Here is a 17,004-nt window from a genome sequence, read left to right on the forward strand (position 1 = left end):
CAAATGTTCTCCTGGGTAATGGAATATCCAGAGTCGACCTTCGCTTTCCTGCTGTCGCTCTTTTGCCTTGTGCAGGCTATCTGGCTTAAGCGCGATTTTTTTAGCCCTATTACCGTCTATTGTTTCTCCCAGAGCATTACCCTTGGAATCGCATTCTTGCGTCTTGATCCGGCCATGACGGATTTCAAGCCCAAGACATGGATGATATGGATTCTTGGGATGGTTGCCTTTTGTACAGGAAGTTTTCTGGTAAAGCTCTACGCGAAGTCCAAGCGAATTCCGTGTGAGGTTGTTGCTTCGACTCCTGCCAAAAATTACAACTGGCATCTGCACTTGTTCTTTTCCTTTGCTGCGTTCCTCCTTTTTCTTGTGGGAGTGTACGGAGTTGTTCAGACGGCTGGCAACCTGTTGATTTTTACCGGCGACCCTGCGAAGTGGATGTCCAAGGATGTGAATTATGGTTACTACGCCTTGTTGATTAGCAGCGGGCCGTTGCCTGTTCTTCTCTTTGGTGTAGCTTCCTTCAAGAAGTTCAATAGTGATAATTTTGTCCGACTGGTATCCAAGTTCATGGTGATCTTTACCATTGTCTTGAACTTATGTGCCTATCCCAATAGAACGGCTTTGTTCTTTAACGTTGGATTTTTGATTATCCTGGTGAATTTCCTTTACAAGAGGATTTCTCCCATTGTCATCAGTTTTGTATTGGTTCTTGCTGTTGGCGCCTTCGTTGGTATCAGTAGCGTTCGTTCCCAGTACGGTGGAAGCGATGCGGAGGGCAAGGCCATGGATGTGGTGATGAAACTTCCCTACATGTATGTGGCCAACAACTACTGGAACTTGGATTATGCTGTCAACTCTCCGCCGGATAGGGAGATTCACCCCCACACTTACGGCGTTGATTTCTTTCATGGGATATTTGAATATGCCCGAGTTAGCGGTAGTTTTAGAACCAGTTTCCGCTGGGATGATGCCTTTAACGAAAGAATCCAAAAGGTATATGGCTTCAATACGGTGAACTACCTGTGGGATGTGTACAAGGACTTCTTTATCTTTGGCGTATTCTTCTTCCCGTTGCTGTGCGGTATGGGACTGACCCTTCTGTACCTTAAGCTGTGTAGACCGTTTACGCCGCGGCAGGTGGCGCTGTACACCTTCTTCATCTACTTCGTTGGATGGTGGTTCTTTACGTCGGGCTACAAGCAGGGCATTTACTGTATCTGGGGTGCGCTTGTATTTGTTGTGACCACCATATGTTCCTTCCGGCCGAGAAACGAGATTGCTAAGGACGGTTCTCCAGAGAAAGCCGGCGAGTTACCAGCGGATGCGCTTGTTGCGAATGAAGTAGACCAGAAGCTGGAAGCTAAGTAGCAGATCGCCTGTGAGGGTCAGTGCCGGAATGTAGTATCCGGCGGAATTTCCGTTAGACAATAGCTTTGCGCCGCCGATGCAGGCTGCGATGTTCAGGACGCCGCCGGCGGTAATCATGGCGCCGTAGGTCCAGGTACGTTTTTCCTTGAGCATGGTGGAGATCATTCCCATGCGGGTTGCCTGAAGGATGAGCGACATGGAAAGGATTCTCAGGCAGAAACTGCTGGTTGCAAGGACGTCGTCTGTCCAGGGGGCGGCAAAGAAGATTAGCTTGAGTGTGAATTCTGGAAACAGCCAGAAGGGGGAGGATACGGCCGCGATGAACAGGGTGAAGACTGCCTGGTCCCTGAGATGTAGCACGCGGCTGTCTGTCTGGTGAAGCGTTATCAGGCTGCTGGAGATGAAGTGTACCATGAGACCTGACGCCAGGACTATTAGTTTGTTAGCAAAATTGTAGGAGCCGAGGAAGGAGTCGCTGGTGAAGGCTGCCACCGTGTAGAGGCCCACGGGAAGGTAGGCGAAGCTGGTGATACTTGCCAGGGCGTAGGGGAGGGCGGATTTCAGCATCAGCCCGAAGAACTGAATGGTGTGGCGGCCAAGGCGGAGCACTTGCAGGCTGAAGGCCTGGCGAACGCCAAAGCCGAAGGCAGGGAGCGCAGCCAAGACCATGGCTCCTGCGATGGCGGGAATGGAATCGAATTTAAAGTACCAGAGCGCAATTCCCATGACCGTGGAATAGGAGATGGTGTGAAGCACCTTGGAGATGAGAAGTTTTTTCCAGAAATTTCCGCAGATGAAGTACCAGTCGAAGAATGCATGCTGGAACAACAGGCCAAAGGCGAGGACCAGTTCCCCAAGGAATGCGGGACTGTCCTTGCGGACGGTGCAGGCGAAGATCACCATGGCGACTGCCGTTAGGGCAGTCATGGCTAGCCTTAGCTGAAGGACGTTGGTGAAGAGGCGGCCTTCGGTAGCCCGCTTTCCGAAGAAGGCTAGAATCAGTGTTGCCATGCCGAAATCTGCAAGGGCGCAGAATATGGTATAGTCGCTCTGTAAAATTCCGAAGTAACCGAACTTTACAATTCCCAAGTTGTTTGCGATAATATTTTGAACAAGGACGGATACACCCTGGATGAGGATGTTCACCAGGGAAATGAAAACTCCGATCTTGATGTTCTTTAACGCTTGCAACGAGGCATAAAATAGATGTTTAAACTCCGGATGTCTTTGGGTTTTTGTATCTTTGGGTGCAAAATCGCGAGAGTGGCGGAATTGGCAGACGCGCCAGACTTAGGATCTGGTACCTCGGTGTGTGGGTTCGACTCCCACCCCTCGCATGTCTTTAACATCTAATAAACCGATCTTCGGAGTTCATAATGACCGTTGAAATCAAAGAAACTAGCGCAACCGTGCGCACCCTCGAAATTTCCATTCCGCAGGCAGACCTGACTGCTCCCTTCGAAAAGAAGGTTAACCAGTACAAGAAGCAGGTTACCCTGAAGGGTTTCCGCCAGGGCATGGTTCCGAAGGCCATGATCCTGAAGCAGTTTGGCGAATCCATCCGTCACGAAGTTGTGGACGAAACCATCAACAAGATCGTGCAGGACGAACTCAAGAAGGCTAACATCCTTCCCGTTGGCCCCATGAAGGTTGTTGAATTCAACGACGACAAGGCTGCTGACATCACTCTTAAGGTTGAAGTCGAAATGGATCCGGAAATCGACATCAAGGGTTATGCCGATACCGGTATCACCGTTCCGGCTACCGCCATTACCGAAGAAGAAATCGACGCCGAATACAACCGCCTTGTCCAGATGTGGAGCAAGGACGAACATGTTGACCGCGCCGCTGCCAAGGGCGACGTTGTCGTTGGCAACTACATCGAAGTGATCATCGACGGTGAAAAGCAGGAACTTCCCGAAAACAAGGAATTCCGTTCTCTCCTCGGCGAATCCGCTTCTCCGGGATTCGATGCAGGTCTCGAAGGCGCCAAGGCTGGCGACGTCAAGGAAATCAACTTCCAGTATCCGGAAGACCACAAGGACGAACACTACCGTGGCAAGACCGCTCAGTTCAAGGTCGAAGTTACTGACATCCGCGCCATCGTTCCTCCCACCATGGACGAAGCTTTCTTTGAACAGGTTGGCGTCAAGGACGTTGCAGACCTGAAGAAGAACCTTGCTGAAGGCATTGAAAACCAGAAGAAGGATGCTGCCAAGAACAAGGCTGTGAACGAAGCTATCGACAAGATTATCGAAGCCAACCCGTTCGAAGTTCCCCAGGCTCGCGTCTATGACCTGATCCGCTGGTCCATGAACCGCAATGCCCAGAGCGAAAAGGACATGGTCGAACCCACTGAAGAACAGATCAAGGCTCTCTCTCCGGAAGCTGTCCGCGAAATCAAGAAGCATCGCATTCTCGACTTCGTTGCCAACGCAGAAAAGATCAAGCCGACCCAGGCTATGGTTGACGAACGTCTCCAGAACATGGCTAACGCCTACCACGTAGACTTCGAATCTCTGAAGGCTCACTTCCGTCAGTCTGGCCGTATCAATGGCCTGCGCGACGAACTCCGCGTTCAGATGGCCGCTGACTTCATCGTCGGTATCCGTCCCGCAGCCGAAGAATCCAAGTAAAAGAGGTTAATGAATGATCATTCCTACCGTCATTGAGACCACCGGTCGCGGTGAACGCGCCTACGATATCTACTCCCGACTCCTCAAGGAGCGCATCATCTTTTTGGGAACTCCCATTAACGATGAAGTGGCCAACAACGTCATGGCCCAGTTGATCTTCCTTGAGTACGAGAATCCCGAGAAGGATATCACGCTGTACATCAACAGCCCTGGTGGTTACGTGTCGGCAGGTTTGGCCATTTATGATACCATGCAGCATGTTTGCCCGAACATCGCTACAATCTGCATTGGTAGTTGCGCCTCCATGGCCGCCGTGCTCCTTGCTGCAGGAACCAAGGGCAAGCGTTATGCGCTTCCTCATTCCCGCATTATGCTGCACCAGCCGTCTGGCGCTGCCACCGGTCAGTCTACCGATATCCAGATTACCGCCAAGGAAATTGTCCGCACCAAGGATACCCTGGCAGAAATCGTTGCCAAGCACACTGGCAAGTCTATTGAAGAAGTTCGCACCAAGACCGACCGCGACTTCTACATGAGTCCTGAAGAAGCCAAGGAATTTGGCGTCATCGACGAAATTTTTGTGCCGCGTAAAGAGGAATTTTAATGTATCGTAGCGGGAAGAACCATCCGACGGTAACCTGCAGTTTCTGTGGCAAGCCCGCAGAGCAGGTGGAGAAGATGATTACTGGTGCAGGCGTGCATATCTGCAGTGATTGCGTCTCCATGTGCCATCGTATTATCGAAGAAGACCGTTCCCGCACAAAACAGGCCGAGGCTGCAGCCGAGATTGCATCCAAGCCTCTTCCGCGTCCCGCAGAAATCAAGGCCCACCTGGACGAATTCGTTATCGGCCAGGACCAGGCCAAGATGGCTCTTTCTGTAGCCGTCTACAATCACTACAAGCGCCTGCGTTACAAACAAATGAATGCTGGCAAGAACGGCGTGGAAGTGGACAAGTCCAACTTGCTGTTGGTGGGTCCTACCGGATCCGGCAAGACCTTGCTTGCGCAGACCATGGCCCGATTCCTGGACGTTCCCTTTACTATTGCTGATGCGACCGTTCTTACGGAAGCCGGCTACGTTGGCGAAGACGTAGACAGCATTATCGTGCGCCTTTTGCAGGCTGCCGATTACGATGTGGCCAAGGCTGAACGTGGCATTATCTTTGTGGATGAAATCGACAAGATCGCCCGAAAGACTGCCAACCCTTCTATCACCCGCGATGTAAGCGGCGAAGGTGTTCAGCAGGGCTTGCTGAAGCTTTTGGAAGGTACCGTGGCCGCTGTGCCTCCTAAGGGTGGCCGTAAGCATCCTGAACAGCCCCTGGTGCAGGTGAATACCCGTAACATTCTGTTCATTTGCGGTGGCGCCTTTGAAACCCTGGACAAGATTATTGCCCGTCGTGTGAACAAGGGTGGCATGGGTTTTGGTGCCGACATCCGTAGCACCGAGGAAAACTCCCTCAGTGAACTTTTCAAGGTGATGGAACCTGATGACCTGATCCAGTTCGGTTTGATTCCCGAAATTGTCGGTCGTTTGCCGATCGCCGTGGCCCTGGAAGAACTTGACGAAGATGCTCTCCTCAACATTCTTACCCAGCCCAAGAACGCCCTTGTAAAACAGTTCAAGAGCTTGTTCGCAATGGACGGCGTGGAATTGGAATTCGAGGAAGACGCCCTTAGGGAAATTGTCCGCGAAACGATGGTCCGCAAAACCGGTGCCCGCGGCCTCCGTTCCGTTCTCGAGAAGGTCTTGCAGCGTTACATGTTTGAGCTTCCCGGTTCCGACACAAAGACGCTGGTCATGACTGCGGATATGGTTAAGGATGGTCTGAAACCCCAGGGCAAGGCTTCTCCTGCCACCAAGAAGACCCGTAAAAAATCCTAGCAAAATCCTGCTTAGTGCATTTCGATGGATGACCTGCCTTATGTGTGGTCATCCATTTTTGTATTTTTGGCATCGTAAATGGAGAAAGAGATTTTGGTAAACGATTTTTCGAAAAATTATGCATTGCTTCCCCTTAGGGATGCTGTTGTATTCCCCCTGACCACTCGCCGTATTTTGGTGGGTAGAGATATTTCTCTAAAGGCTTTGGAATATGCTGAGTCCCATGATAATCAGATTATTTTGGCTGCCCAGAAGAATATTGAGCAGGAAGTCATCGAGAACCCCATGCTGGATTTGTATTCCGTGGGTGTGTTGGCTCATGTAAGCAATGTGACTCCGTTTCCGAACGGTTGCGTGAAGGTTGTTCTTGAAGGTGAAATTGTGGTGGACCTTCGTTCCATCAATATGTCCGAAGGATTTCTCCAGGTGACCGTTTCTCCAAGGACTTCCATTCTCCAGAGCGACAAGTGCGAAAAACTTGAAATGGTTTTGAACCAATTCAAGGAATATTCCATGCATCGCAATATTGCCGACGGCATGGTGGATGCCTTGTTTACCATGGACAGCCATGTAAACGCTCTGTACGGGATTATTCCTTTCTTGCAGGTTGCTTTGGATGTTCGCCAGACTCTTCTGGAAGTTGAAAATATTGAGGCCCTTGCGGATCGTCTGCTTGAAATTATGAAGGTGGCTGCGGATAACGATACCGTCATGGTGAAGGTTCAGCAGAACGTTCGCCAGAAGATGGCCCAGCAGCAGAAGGAATGGTTCATTTCCGAACAGATCCGCCAGCTGCAAGATGAGCTTGATGGCGACAACGGTTCCTCCGAACCGGATCAGCTGCTGAAGAAGATCAAGGAAAAGAAGTTTGCTCCGGCCATCCAGGAAAAGCTGGAAGAAGAAATTTCCCGCATGCGCATGATGCAGCCCACGTCTCCGGAATATGCCGTGAGCCGCAATTACCTGGATTGGTTCCTTACGCTTCCGTACAATGTGTTCACCGAAACCAGCCTGAACATGAAGAAGGTGAAGGCCGAACTGGATGCAAAGCATTTCGGCCTGGACAAGGTGAAGGAACGCATCATGGAATACATCGCCGTTCTGAAGCTTACGGGCACGGAACGCCGCGCACCCATTCTTTGCCTTGTTGGCCCTCCAGGCGTTGGTAAGACTACCTTGGTGGAATCCATCGCCAAGGCCATGCAGCGTAATTTTGTACGCATCACCTTGGGTGGCGTTCGTGACGAAGCAGAAATTCGCGGTCATCGCCGCACCTACATTGGCGCCATGCCGGGCCGTTTCATTAACGCCCTGAAGCGCGCCAAGTGCATGAATCCCATTATCCTTCTGGATGAAATCGACAAGATGGCAAGCGACTTCCGCGGAGACCCCGCCAGCGCCATGCTCGAAGTCTTGGATCCGGAACAGAATCACGACTTTACCGACCACTTCATGGAAGTGGGCCTGGACCTTTCTCGCGTGCTGTTCATTGCAACTGCAAATAACGAGAACCAGATTCCCGAGGCTCTCCACGACCGTCTGGAAATGGTGCGTTTGCCGGGTTACTATCCCCACGAAAAGGAAAAGATTGCGTCCAACTACCTGGTGCCCCGCATTTGCGAACGCACCGGCGTAAAGCTTGGTGAAGACATCGTGTTCCCCGACGAAATGGTCCGCAAGGTGATCCGCGACTGGACTCGCGAAGCCGGCGTCCGCGAACTGGAACGCATGCTTGAAAACGTTGTGCGCCACCGTGCGAAAGACATGGTGATGGGCAAGAAGTTTGCCAAGGAACTGAATGAAAAGACTTTGCAGGAATACCTGGGTGCTCCTCGCTTTATGGAAAGCCAGTTGCCGGAACCGGGTCGTCCGGGCGTTGTGACAGGCCTTGCCTGGACAAGCGTTGGCGGCGAAATCCTGCCTATCGAATGCTCCCTCATGGCGGGCAAGGGCAACCTCTTGCTTACCGGTAAGCTGGGAGACGTGATGAAGGAATCTGCCCAGATTGCACTCTCCCTCGTGCGCGAACGTTTCGAGGAATTCGGCATCGATGCTGAGAAGTTTGCAAAGACCGACATCCACATTCACGTACCCGAAGGCGCTGTGCCCAAGGATGGCCCCTCTGCCGGTATCGCCCTCACGTTGTGCTTGCTTTCTGCATTCACCAAGCAGCCCATTCCGCCCGACGTTGCGTTCACTGGCGAAGTAAGCCTCACTGGCGCTTGCCTGCCTATCGGTGGCTTGAACGAAAAGGCCTTGGCCGCCCTCCAGGCTGGCGTGAAGACCTTGCGCTTGCCGGCCCAGAATAAGAAGGACGTGGATGAGCTTCCCGCTCCCGCCAAGAAGGGCTTGAAGATTTACACCCACAAGCACATCGACGAAATCATCAAGATTCTCTTTGTGAAGCCCGGTGCTAAACAGGTGAAAGCGGAAAGCTTAAAGGTTAAAGAATCGAAGGCTAGTGCCGTCGCAGTTAAGGTGACGAAGCCCGCGAAGGTGGCTGAGAAACCCGCTGCGAAGGCTACTAAGAAAAAGTAGCGTGTCATCTTAACGCGCAAAAAAAGTGTCATCCTGAGGCATAACATGCCGAAGGATCTGGCATTCTAAGAAGTGATTTAGGCCCGCGGAACAAAAACCGCGGGTTCTTTTTTGATATTAAAATTCCCGACTGATCTTTCGGTAATTGGCTTTGACTTTCTTGACGTAGTCGAATGTTTCATACTTCATCGTTATCAAGCGCAAGAGTTCAAAATACTTGAAGGTCTTGTATAGCTCTGCCTGCCTGTATCCGCCATTATAGTGGGCTAGCATCAAGTTGATATCGCCACCATACTCGTGGTAAAGCATGGAGAGGAACTTTACACCAATCTGGATGTTGTCTTTCGGATCCGTCAGGTTGTATTGGGAAAGTTTTAGCTTTTGGGCAACGTTTTTACCTGTGATGGGCATGACCTGCATGAGCCCCAAGGCTCCCACGCGGCTCTTGGCATTGACCTTGAACTTGCTTTCCTGTGCGATGACCGCGGCCACCAATTTGTAATCCACGTCGTACTGTTTTGAGTAAGTCAGGATGTAGCTTGAAAAACGTTCCACGTCGGCTGCGCTTAATTTCTGATTTACCGAGCCGATGAACTTCTTCAGTTTTTCTGGGGAATCTTTTTTACCGAAAAAAGTGAGGACTTCCTTATGGTTTGCAACTTCATCCATATAATCTTCTACTGCGGGGAGAACACCCCCGCATAGGAAAAGAATCGCAAATATGACCAGTAGAATTTTCTTCAAAGTTTTAAGCCTTTCTCGGGAGCAATATATAAAAAGTTATATTTCGGTTATGGAATTTACTCTTGAAGAAATGCGTAGCCAGTTGGCTAAATTGGAATCGAGAATCTCTGCCGCTTGCGCTCAGACGGGCCGTTCCCGTGAATCTGTGCTTTTGGTTTGGGTGAGCAAGTTTCACCCGGCGGAAGCTGTAGAAAATGCAATTGCCTTGGGCGCAAAGGTCTTCGGTGAGAACCGCGTGCAGGAAGCGGAATCCAAGTTCAGCACCCGCCTCACCGCAAAGGACGGCTCCCCGGTGCAGTGCCATGTCATTGGCCCGGTGCAGAGCAACAAGTTGAAGAAGGCTGCCATCGTCGCAGACTGCATCCATTCCATCGCAAACATGGAAGCGGTCGAAAAGCTGGAAAAGGTCTGCGCAGGCCTGCCCAGTGAAAACGGTGCCGCCTCCGGCAAGACTCTGGAAATTCTTTTCCAGGTGAACGCCGGTGAAGAAGAAACCAAGAGCGGTTTGGATGTAGCCAATGCTGACGCCTTCCTGGCAGAACTTGAAAAATTCGCGGGCGCCTGTGGCCCTGACGGCAAGAGCGAAAAATTCCCTCACTTAAAATTCCGCGGCCTCATGACCATCGGCAAGAACACCGGTGTCGCAGAAGATTCCCGCGAATGCTTCGCCTTCCTCCGCAATCTCCAGCAGAAGTACTTGGCCAAGGGCGGTGTGTTCGCAAACTTCGACCAGCTTTCCATGGGCATGACCGGCGACCTGGAAGTTGCCATCGAAGAAGGCTCCACCATGATCCGCGTAGGCACCGCCCTCTTCGGCGAACGTGACTACAGCAAGCCCGTCAACGATCCTGTCTAATTATTGGATATCGGAATCGAAGTGGCCCCCGCAATGGGGGCTATTTTTTTTGTGAGATTTCCTTGACGATGTTCAGAAATTATTCTATATTAATAGTTGAACAACTATTCAACTGAATTCTGCAGAAGCTTTATCCGGGATTTTGTAATCTGATTGGATAATGGAGGAATGATGGTAGAGAAGGACTTGGAATTTGAGGGATCCGATTGCAGCTGCATCCACGATGAAGTGGTGGAAGCGGTTCGTGCCCAAATGCCGGAAGACGAGTCTTTAATGGATCTAGCGGACACTTTCAAGATTTTCAGTGACTTTACCCGTGTGAAGATTCTTTGCGCCTTGATGAAGTCTGAAATGTGTGTTAGCGATATTTCTGTTCTGCTTTCCATGACAAAATCTTCCATTTCCCATCAGCTACGAATACTGAAGCAATCGAACCTGGTTAAGTACCGAAAGGTTGGGAGCGTTGTCTACTATGCTCTTGCCGATGATCACGTGAAGATGATCTTTAATCAGGGCATGGAACACGTGTTGGAAGAACAATAAGAAGTGCGGGAAATCCGCGTTTCTTTTTGCGATTGATGTTGAAGGATTGTTCAACTGATAAACTAACGAACCCGCGATAAACATGGAAACGGGTCAAAAATTTTAACAATGGAAGGCCTCGGGCCAAAGGATGAAAAATGAAGAAGAAGTTCAAGTTGCAGGATCTGGAGTGCGCAAACTGTGCCGCAAAGATGGAAGCTGCCATCAAGAAGATTGACGGGGTCAATGATGCGTCCGTTAATTTCCTGACACAGAAGTTCATGCTTGATGCAGACGATGCCCGCTTTGATGCAATCCTTGCTGAAGCCAAGGCTATTTGTGCCAAGGTGGAGCCGGATTGCAAGATCTTGGATTAACCGTACCATTGAAAATCCCTTTTATCCGAGACAAAGATGACAAAGTCCCAAAAAAGAAATCTGACAAGAATCATCATTACGGCCTTGATCTTTTTTCCTCTCTTGATATTGGAAAATATCGGGATTCTTGATGATGTTAATTTGTTTGGAAAACAGTGGATCCTTCCGCTGATTCTTTTTGCTATTCCCTATGCTGTCATTGGCTACGATATTTTCTTGAAGGCGGTTGGCAATATTCGAAATGGCCAGGTCTTTGACGAAAACTTCCTGATGATGGTTGCCACTGTTGCCGCATTCGGCATACAGGAATTTTCCGAGGCTGTGGCGGTGATGCTGTTCTATCAGGTGGGGGAGTGGTTCCAGGTATACGCTGTTGGAAAGTCACGAAAGTCCATTTCCGATATGATGGATATTTGCCCGGAATATGCCAATATTGAAAAGGATGGTGTCCTTGAGCAGGTGGACCCCGATGATGTGGAAATCGATCAAGTCATTGTGGTGAAGCCCGGGGAAAGGATTCCTCTTGACGGTGTTGTTGTGGAGGGTTCGTCTTTTGTTGATACGGTGGCACTTACCGGAGAATCTGTTCCTCGCAAGGTTTGTGTCGGAGGCGAAGTTGTCAGTGGCTGTGTAAATGGCAATGGAACATTGAAAGTTCGTGTTACCAAGGCATTCGAGGATTCTACGGTTTCGCGCATTTTGGAACTGGTTGAAAATGCCAGTAGTAAGAAGGCTAAGGTTGAAAATTTCATTACCCGATTTGCCAGGGTCTATACGCCTATTGTAACGGGCCTTGCTGTTCTGCTCGCTGTCGTTCCTACTGTATTATTGGGAGAGCCCGCTGGCATGTGGGTGGAACGAGCCTGTATCTTCCTGGTGATTTCCTGCCCTTGTGCGTTGGTGATATCCGTTCCGCTGGGCTTTTTCGGTGGCATTGGGGCTTCATCGAAACTTGGCGTCTTGGTAAAGGGCAGTAACTATCTGGAGTTGATTTCTGAAGTCAGGACCATCGTCTTCGACAAGACGGGTACGCTTACAAAAGGTCAGTTCAAGGTTTCGGAAGTAAAACCTGCAAAGAATATCTCGAGGGAATCTTTGCTGGAAATTGCAGCACTGGGGGAGTCCTGCTCAAATCATCCTATTGCCAGTTCAATCCGTGAAGCTTACGGCAAGACCTTGGATATGAACCGTGTTACCGCCGGGGAGGAAATTTCCGGTCAGGGTATAAGAATCTGTGTAGACGGAGTGGAAACCTTTCTTGGTAATGAAAAGCTGATGGCATCCCAGGATGTAAACGTACCGAGGGAGATTTCCGATGGAGCTGTCGGTAGCACGGTGGTATACATCTCCCAGGCGGGCGAGTTTCTTGGGGCGATCCTTATTGCAGATGTCATCAAGGATGGAGCTTCTGATGCAATTCGTAGTCTGAAATCTGCCGGTGTGGAAAAGTGCGTCATGCTGAGTGGTGACCGCAGGGCCGCCGCCGAGGCTGTGGCCAGTATGCTTGGACTTGACGAAGTCCGTTCAGAGCTCTTGCCTGCAGACAAGGTAGCCTGTGTGGAGGAACTTTTGGCACGTCAGACTTCCGGTAAGCTAGCCTTCGTAGGCGATGGCATTAACGATGCTCCGGTACTTTCCCGTGTGGATGTTGGCATTGCCATGGGTAGCATGGGTTCCGATGCCGCCATCGAGGCTGCGGATATTGTCATCATGGATGATAATCTGGGCAAGATTCCCGCGGTCATTCGCCTGGCACGCCGTACCATGGGTATTGTCCGTCAGAACATCGCCTTTGCCATCGGTGTCAAGATATTGATCATGGTTCTCGGTGCCGTAGGCATTGCGAATATGTGGATGGCCGTCTTTGGCGATGTGGGAGTTGCTGTCCTTGCCATCCTCAATGCCATGAGAACTCTGCGCTTTAAATGACTATCTCTATACTGAAAAAGGAGCCGGCTATTGTGCCGGTTTTTCATTAAAAACGAGCCTTGGCAAACAAAATATTTCCTATGGTAATAATTTTTATATAAGTTTGACAATGGATAATCAAAAGGAGATTTTTTATGATCTTGGGAATTGTTGTCGCTGTAATCGTCGTTATTGCAGTTGCCGTAGCTAGTATGTACAATGGTTTGGTAAAGCTTCGCAACAATCGCGAAAATGCCTTTGCCAATATCGATGTTCAGTTGAAGCAGCGCTTCGATCTTATTCCTCAGTTGGTGGCTTCCGTGAAGGGGTATGCCGCCCACGAAAAGGAAACCCTTGAAAAGGTCATTGCAGCTCGTAACTCTGGCATGGGTGCCGCAACTGTCGATGAAAAGGTGGCTGCAGACAAGGCTCTGTCCGGTGCTTTGGCTGGCCTTCGCGTGACCTTGGAAGCCTATCCCGAACTGAAGGCGAACCAGAACTTCCTCCAGCTTCAGGGTGAACTCTCTGATATCGAGAACAAGCTGGCTGCCGCTCGCCGCTTCTTCAATTCCACCACAAAGGAACTGAACAACGCCTGCGAAGTTTTCCCCAGCAATATCATTGCAGGCATGTTCGGTTTTAAGCGTGCTGCCATGTACGAGGCCACCGAAAATCGCGAAACCCTGAATAAGGCTCCCGAAGTAAAGTTTTAGCCATCAGCTTTGAGTATTGAGCTATGAGAATGAAACTCTCGTAGCTCACAACTCATGGCTCACCGCTCATAGCGCTATGAAATACGTCGGAATGCAGACCCAGATCTGGCGGAATAACAGGAACACTGTTATTCTGCTTTGCCTGTATCCTGTCATTATCTTTGCCATGGTGTGGGCGTTTATTTTCGTTCTCGATTACTTTGGCGTATTTTGCGTTTTCATGCCGCAATCGCTTGTCAGTTTGACAAAGGCGGTGACAATCGGCGACGTTTGTCGCGAGACGGGTGTGTCGTATGGATCGCACTGGCCCGTGGTATGGGGCGTTTTTTTCAAGGTCCTGCCCGCCGTTGCTGTTATAGTCGGAACGTGGTTTACCCTTGCCTATTGTAGCAATGTGGCGATCATTCGGCGAGTGACCCATGCGAAGCCTCTTGAACGCAAGGAAAATCTTCGTATCTACAATATCGTAGAGAACCTGTGCATTGCAGGGGGCATTGAGATGCCTCAAATCAATATTGTAGAAGATGCGAACATGAATGCCTTCGCTAGCGGTATTGATGTAAAGACCTTTACCATTACCTTGACTACAGGGCTCATAGACGGTCTGGACGATTCCGAATTGGCCGCTGTGGTAGGGCACGAACTGACTCACATCAAGAATCGTGACACCCGCCTGATGGTGGTGTGCATCGTCTTCGTAGGGCTCGTCTCTATCATTCAAAAGATTTTTATCGAGATTATCAAGGGCATGCTCCGCGGTTCTCGTTCCCGCAGCAGTCGAAAGGGAAAGGGTGGCGGCGGCATTCTCATAATCATGTTTTTTGCTGTCGTTGGGGTCGTTATTTCCACTGTCGCCTATTTCTTCAGTTTTGTCAACCGATTGGCAATTTCCCGCAAGCGAGAGTACGTGGCGGATGCTGGTGCTGCCGAACTTTGCGGTGATCCCTTGGCGTTGGCGAGTGCGCTTACAAAGATTTCCTTGTCGCCGGGACTGTCCCAGATTCAGCGAAAAGATGTGGCGCAGCTTTACATTATCAATCCCGACGAGGAAGATGATAACGTTATCGGCATGAGCCTAACAAAAAAAATCGATTCCGTGTTCTGGACTCATCCCGATACTCCTGAACGAATCAAGCTTTTGCGGCAGTTCTAGCCAGTTCCCTACATTAAAATTTGCGTAAGGAAAAACCGCGGTTTCATGCCGCGGTTTTTAATTTTACAAACTTGTTTCTTTACTTGGTTTCCTGGGTCTTTTCTGACGCAGCAGGCTCTGCAGGCTTTTCTGCGGAGGGGTCTGGCTTTCCGTTTCTCTGCCTCTTGATGGCCTTCAGCTGATCAAGGCGTTCTGCGAAAAGCTTTTCCCTTCCGTAAGGCTTGGGCTTGTAAAGTTCAAGGCCTTCAAGCTGCTTGGGCAGATGCTCCTGTGCGGAATAGCCGCCGGGGGAGTCGTGGTCGTACTCGTAGCCGTTGCCGTAGCCAAGCTGCTTGCCTACGCGGGTTACGGAATTGCGGAAAGCGCGGGGCACAGGGAGCGTGCCTGTCTGGCGGATGACTTCGTCTGCAGTCATGCCGGCAACTTCAAGGCTGTTGCTCTTGGGGGCGAGAGCGAGGTACACGGCCAGTTCGTCCAATGCAATAAGGCCCTCGGGATTACCCAGAAAATCAAAAGCTTCGCGGGCGCTTGTGGCCAGCAACAATGCGTTAGGATCTGCAAGGCCTACGTCTTCCATGCTCATGCGGATCATGCGACGCAATAGGTAACGCGGGTCCTCGCCGCCTTGAAGCATACGGTGCAGCCAGTACACGGCGGCGTCCGGGTCGGAACCACGCACAGACTTGTGCAGTGCGGAAATCAGGTTGTAATGTTCTTCGCCGCTCTTGTCGTAACGCAGGGGCTTCTTGTACTGGAATTCTTCCAGAAGCTTTTCGTCAATGACCTTGCGGCCGCCCAGGTTTCCGCCGATCCATTCCAGCTGATTCAGCAGGAATCGAGCGTCCCCTTCGGACTGTGCAATCAGCTTGTCGACTACGGCTTCTTCCACCTCTACGTCTTTCAGCTGGAGACCGCGGGGGTGTTCCTTCAGGGCACTGAAAATTAAAGTGCGCAGGTCTTCCTTGCTTAGGGGTGCAAACAGAATCAGCTGGCAGCGGCTAAGCAAAGCGCCGTTCACTTCAAAGCCCGGGTTTTCGGTAGTGGCGCCGATAAGCGTTACGGTACCGTCTTCCACGGCGCCCAGCAATGCGTCTTGTTGGCCCTTGTTAAAGCGGTGAATTTCGTCGATGAAGAGAATCGTGTCCTGGAACATGGCCTTCATCTTGCGGGCGTCAGCCAGAACTTCCTTCACTTCCTTGACGCCGCTGGAAACCGCGGACAACGCCACAAAGGCCTTGCGGGTCTTTTGCTTGATTACGTGGGCGAGACTTGTCTTGCCGCAGCCCGGAGGGCCCCAGAAAATCATGCTGGGGACAGTGTCGTTCTCAAGGCTTTTGCGCAGCAGACTCTGGGCACCGAGAATCTTGTTCTGTCCAAGAAACTCATCCAGGTTCTGGGGGCGTAAACGTTCTGCTAAGGGCTGGTCCATGACAATTACGAATTATGAGTTACGAATTACGAGAGGTTGCGACAATTTGGATTCACTGTTTTTTAGAACTGTGGCGTTTGGGCAGTTCAAATTTTAGTGAGTATTTGGTGAACTACTTTGCGTCGGTGGGGAAGAACACGGCGATCTTTGCAGGCAGTTCCCTGGTGGGGCGCCCGGCCTTGGTAAAGCAGTGCAAGGTGGTGCCCACGGTGCAAAGTTTGCCATCTACGGAAAGCTCGTACTTGAAGCGGTAACGGAGCTTGTCTTCCTTGACCAAGGTGGTCTTGATATCCACGAATTCGCCATAGTGGGTGGGGGCCTTGTACTGCACGCCCAGTTCCAAGACGGGGCAGGCGAAACCTTCTTTTTCCATGTCGGCGTAGCTTGCGCCAGCGGTACGGAAAAACTCGGTACGAGCCTGTTCAAACCATACGGCATAAACGGAATGATGGACAATGCCCATCTGGTCGGTTTCGGCATAACGCACTTCGATTCGTGCTGTGTATTCGTAGCTACAAGTTTCCATACTTATCCCTTGGGCGAGCTTTGTTGCCAAGCCGTTTCATACGACACATTTACTGCACAAAATGTAACTATAAAGGTAGGCTATGTCAAGCCAAGTTGTATTGCTGAATGATGATTGTTTAGTTGCTATTAGAAAGCTGCGGGGCCTAACGCAAAAGCAGGGCGGAACTGCTCTTGACGCAAATGCGAGACTGCGCCTCTTTTACAGCGCCTTGATTTCTTCGGGAGTGAGGCCTGTTCGCTTAGAAATGATTTCCAGAGGAACTCCATCATCACGGAAACCCTTGGCAAGTTCGCGCTTTTCTTCCTTGCGAGCTTCATCGCGTTCCTCTTCAAGCATTGCTT

The 17,004-nt window shown here is 50.6% G+C and carries 15 protein-coding genes and 1 tRNA gene; 12 read left to right on the forward strand and 4 right to left on the reverse strand.

Annotated features, from left to right (window positions below; translation table 11 throughout):
- Nucleotides 1-3 precede the first annotated feature (3 nt).
- Nucleotides 4-1,371 carry an oligosaccharide repeat unit polymerase gene (locus MJZ26_07425; GenBank protein ID MCQ2105607.1) on the forward strand — a complete coding sequence of 456 codons (1,368 nt, stop codon included), beginning with the start codon at nucleotides 4-6 and terminating at the stop codon, nucleotides 1,369-1,371.
- Here MJZ26_07425 and MJZ26_07430 read toward each other — a convergent pair.
- A complete protein-coding gene (locus MJZ26_07430; GenBank protein MCQ2105608.1) occupies nucleotides 1,315-2,562 on the reverse strand; it encodes an oligosaccharide flippase family protein in 1,248 nt (415 codons plus the stop codon). The genes MJZ26_07425 and MJZ26_07430 overlap by 57 nt on opposite strands.
- A gap of 66 nt (nucleotides 2,563-2,628) precedes the next feature.
- On the opposite strand from MJZ26_07430, the gene MJZ26_07435 reads away from it, so the two are divergent.
- The 5 genes from MJZ26_07435 (at nucleotide 2,629) to lon (ending at nucleotide 8,432) form a co-directional block, all read left to right on the forward strand.
- Nucleotides 2,629-2,708: transfer RNA gene (locus MJZ26_07435), tRNA-Leu, on the forward strand.
- 39 nt (nucleotides 2,709-2,747) lie between these two features.
- Nucleotides 2,748-4,007, forward strand: a complete 1,260-nt coding sequence (tig, locus tag MJZ26_07440; GenBank protein MCQ2105609.1) for a trigger factor — start codon at nucleotides 2,748-2,750, stop codon at nucleotides 4,005-4,007.
- 13 nt (nucleotides 4,008-4,020) lie between these two features.
- The gene (locus MJZ26_07445; protein ID MCQ2105610.1) at nucleotides 4,021-4,611 is read left to right on the forward strand and encodes an ATP-dependent Clp protease proteolytic subunit; all 591 of its coding nucleotides are present in this window, start codon (nucleotides 4,021-4,023) and stop codon (nucleotides 4,609-4,611) included.
- A complete protein-coding gene (clpX, locus tag MJZ26_07450) occupies nucleotides 4,611-5,894 on the forward strand; it encodes an ATP-dependent Clp protease ATP-binding subunit ClpX (protein ID MCQ2105611.1) in 1,284 nt (427 codons plus the stop codon). Before MJZ26_07445 ends, clpX begins: the two co-directional genes overlap by 1 nt.
- Nucleotides 5,895-5,972: 78 nt before the next feature.
- On the forward strand, nucleotides 5,973-8,432 hold the full coding sequence (gene lon, locus MJZ26_07455; GenBank protein MCQ2105612.1) for an endopeptidase La: 2,460 nt from the start codon (nucleotides 5,973-5,975) through the stop codon (nucleotides 8,430-8,432).
- Between the two features lie 117 nt (nucleotides 8,433-8,549).
- On the opposite strand, the gene MJZ26_07460 is transcribed toward lon, so the two are convergent.
- Nucleotides 8,550-9,101: a lytic transglycosylase domain-containing protein gene (locus tag MJZ26_07460; GenBank protein ID MCQ2105613.1), complete on the reverse strand. Its 552-nt coding sequence runs from the start codon at nucleotides 9,099-9,101 to the stop codon at nucleotides 8,550-8,552.
- 124 nt (nucleotides 9,102-9,225) lie between these two features.
- Between MJZ26_07460 and MJZ26_07465 the strand changes: the two genes are divergently transcribed.
- The 6 genes from MJZ26_07465 to MJZ26_07490 all read left to right on the forward strand — a co-directional run bounded on the left by MJZ26_07465 (nucleotide 9,226) and on the right by MJZ26_07490 (nucleotide 14,705).
- Nucleotides 9,226-10,032, forward strand: coding sequence for a YggS family pyridoxal phosphate-dependent enzyme (locus MJZ26_07465; protein MCQ2105614.1), 807 nt, complete (start codon nucleotides 9,226-9,228; stop codon nucleotides 10,030-10,032).
- Between the two features lie 171 nt (nucleotides 10,033-10,203).
- A complete protein-coding gene (locus MJZ26_07470) occupies nucleotides 10,204-10,575 on the forward strand; it encodes a metalloregulator ArsR/SmtB family transcription factor (GenBank protein ID MCQ2105615.1) in 372 nt (123 codons plus the stop codon).
- A gap of 137 nt (nucleotides 10,576-10,712) precedes the next feature.
- Nucleotides 10,713-10,931, forward strand: coding sequence for a cation transporter (locus tag MJZ26_07475; protein MCQ2105616.1), 219 nt, complete (start codon nucleotides 10,713-10,715; stop codon nucleotides 10,929-10,931).
- Between the two features lie 108 nt (nucleotides 10,932-11,039).
- On the forward strand, nucleotides 11,040-12,860 hold the full coding sequence (locus MJZ26_07480; GenBank protein MCQ2105617.1) for a heavy metal translocating P-type ATPase: 1,821 nt from the start codon (nucleotides 11,040-11,042) through the stop codon (nucleotides 12,858-12,860).
- 134 nt (nucleotides 12,861-12,994) lie between these two features.
- Nucleotides 12,995-13,552: a LemA family protein gene (locus MJZ26_07485; protein MCQ2105618.1), complete on the forward strand. Its 558-nt coding sequence runs from the start codon at nucleotides 12,995-12,997 to the stop codon at nucleotides 13,550-13,552.
- 76 nt (nucleotides 13,553-13,628) lie between these two features.
- Complete coding sequence (locus MJZ26_07490; GenBank protein ID MCQ2105619.1) at nucleotides 13,629-14,705, forward strand: M48 family metallopeptidase; 1,077 nt, start codon at nucleotides 13,629-13,631, stop codon at nucleotides 14,703-14,705.
- Between the two features lie 79 nt (nucleotides 14,706-14,784).
- On the opposite strand, the gene MJZ26_07495 is transcribed toward MJZ26_07490, so the two are convergent.
- Together MJZ26_07495 and MJZ26_07500 are read right to left on the reverse strand one after the other, a co-directional pair.
- Entirely contained in the window at nucleotides 14,785-16,134 is a 1,350-nt protein-coding gene (locus tag MJZ26_07495) for a replication-associated recombination protein A (GenBank protein ID MCQ2105620.1), read from the reverse strand.
- 112 nt (nucleotides 16,135-16,246) lie between these two features.
- Nucleotides 16,247-16,660 carry an acyl-CoA thioesterase gene (locus MJZ26_07500; protein MCQ2105621.1) on the reverse strand — a complete coding sequence of 138 codons (414 nt, stop codon included), beginning with the start codon at nucleotides 16,658-16,660 and terminating at the stop codon, nucleotides 16,247-16,249.
- Nucleotides 16,661-17,004: the final 344 nt, after the last annotated feature.

It is taken from the genome of Fibrobacter sp., from assembly GCA_024398965.1.
In the GTDB taxonomy this organism is placed as follows: domain Bacteria; phylum Fibrobacterota; class Fibrobacteria; order Fibrobacterales; family Fibrobacteraceae; genus Fibrobacter.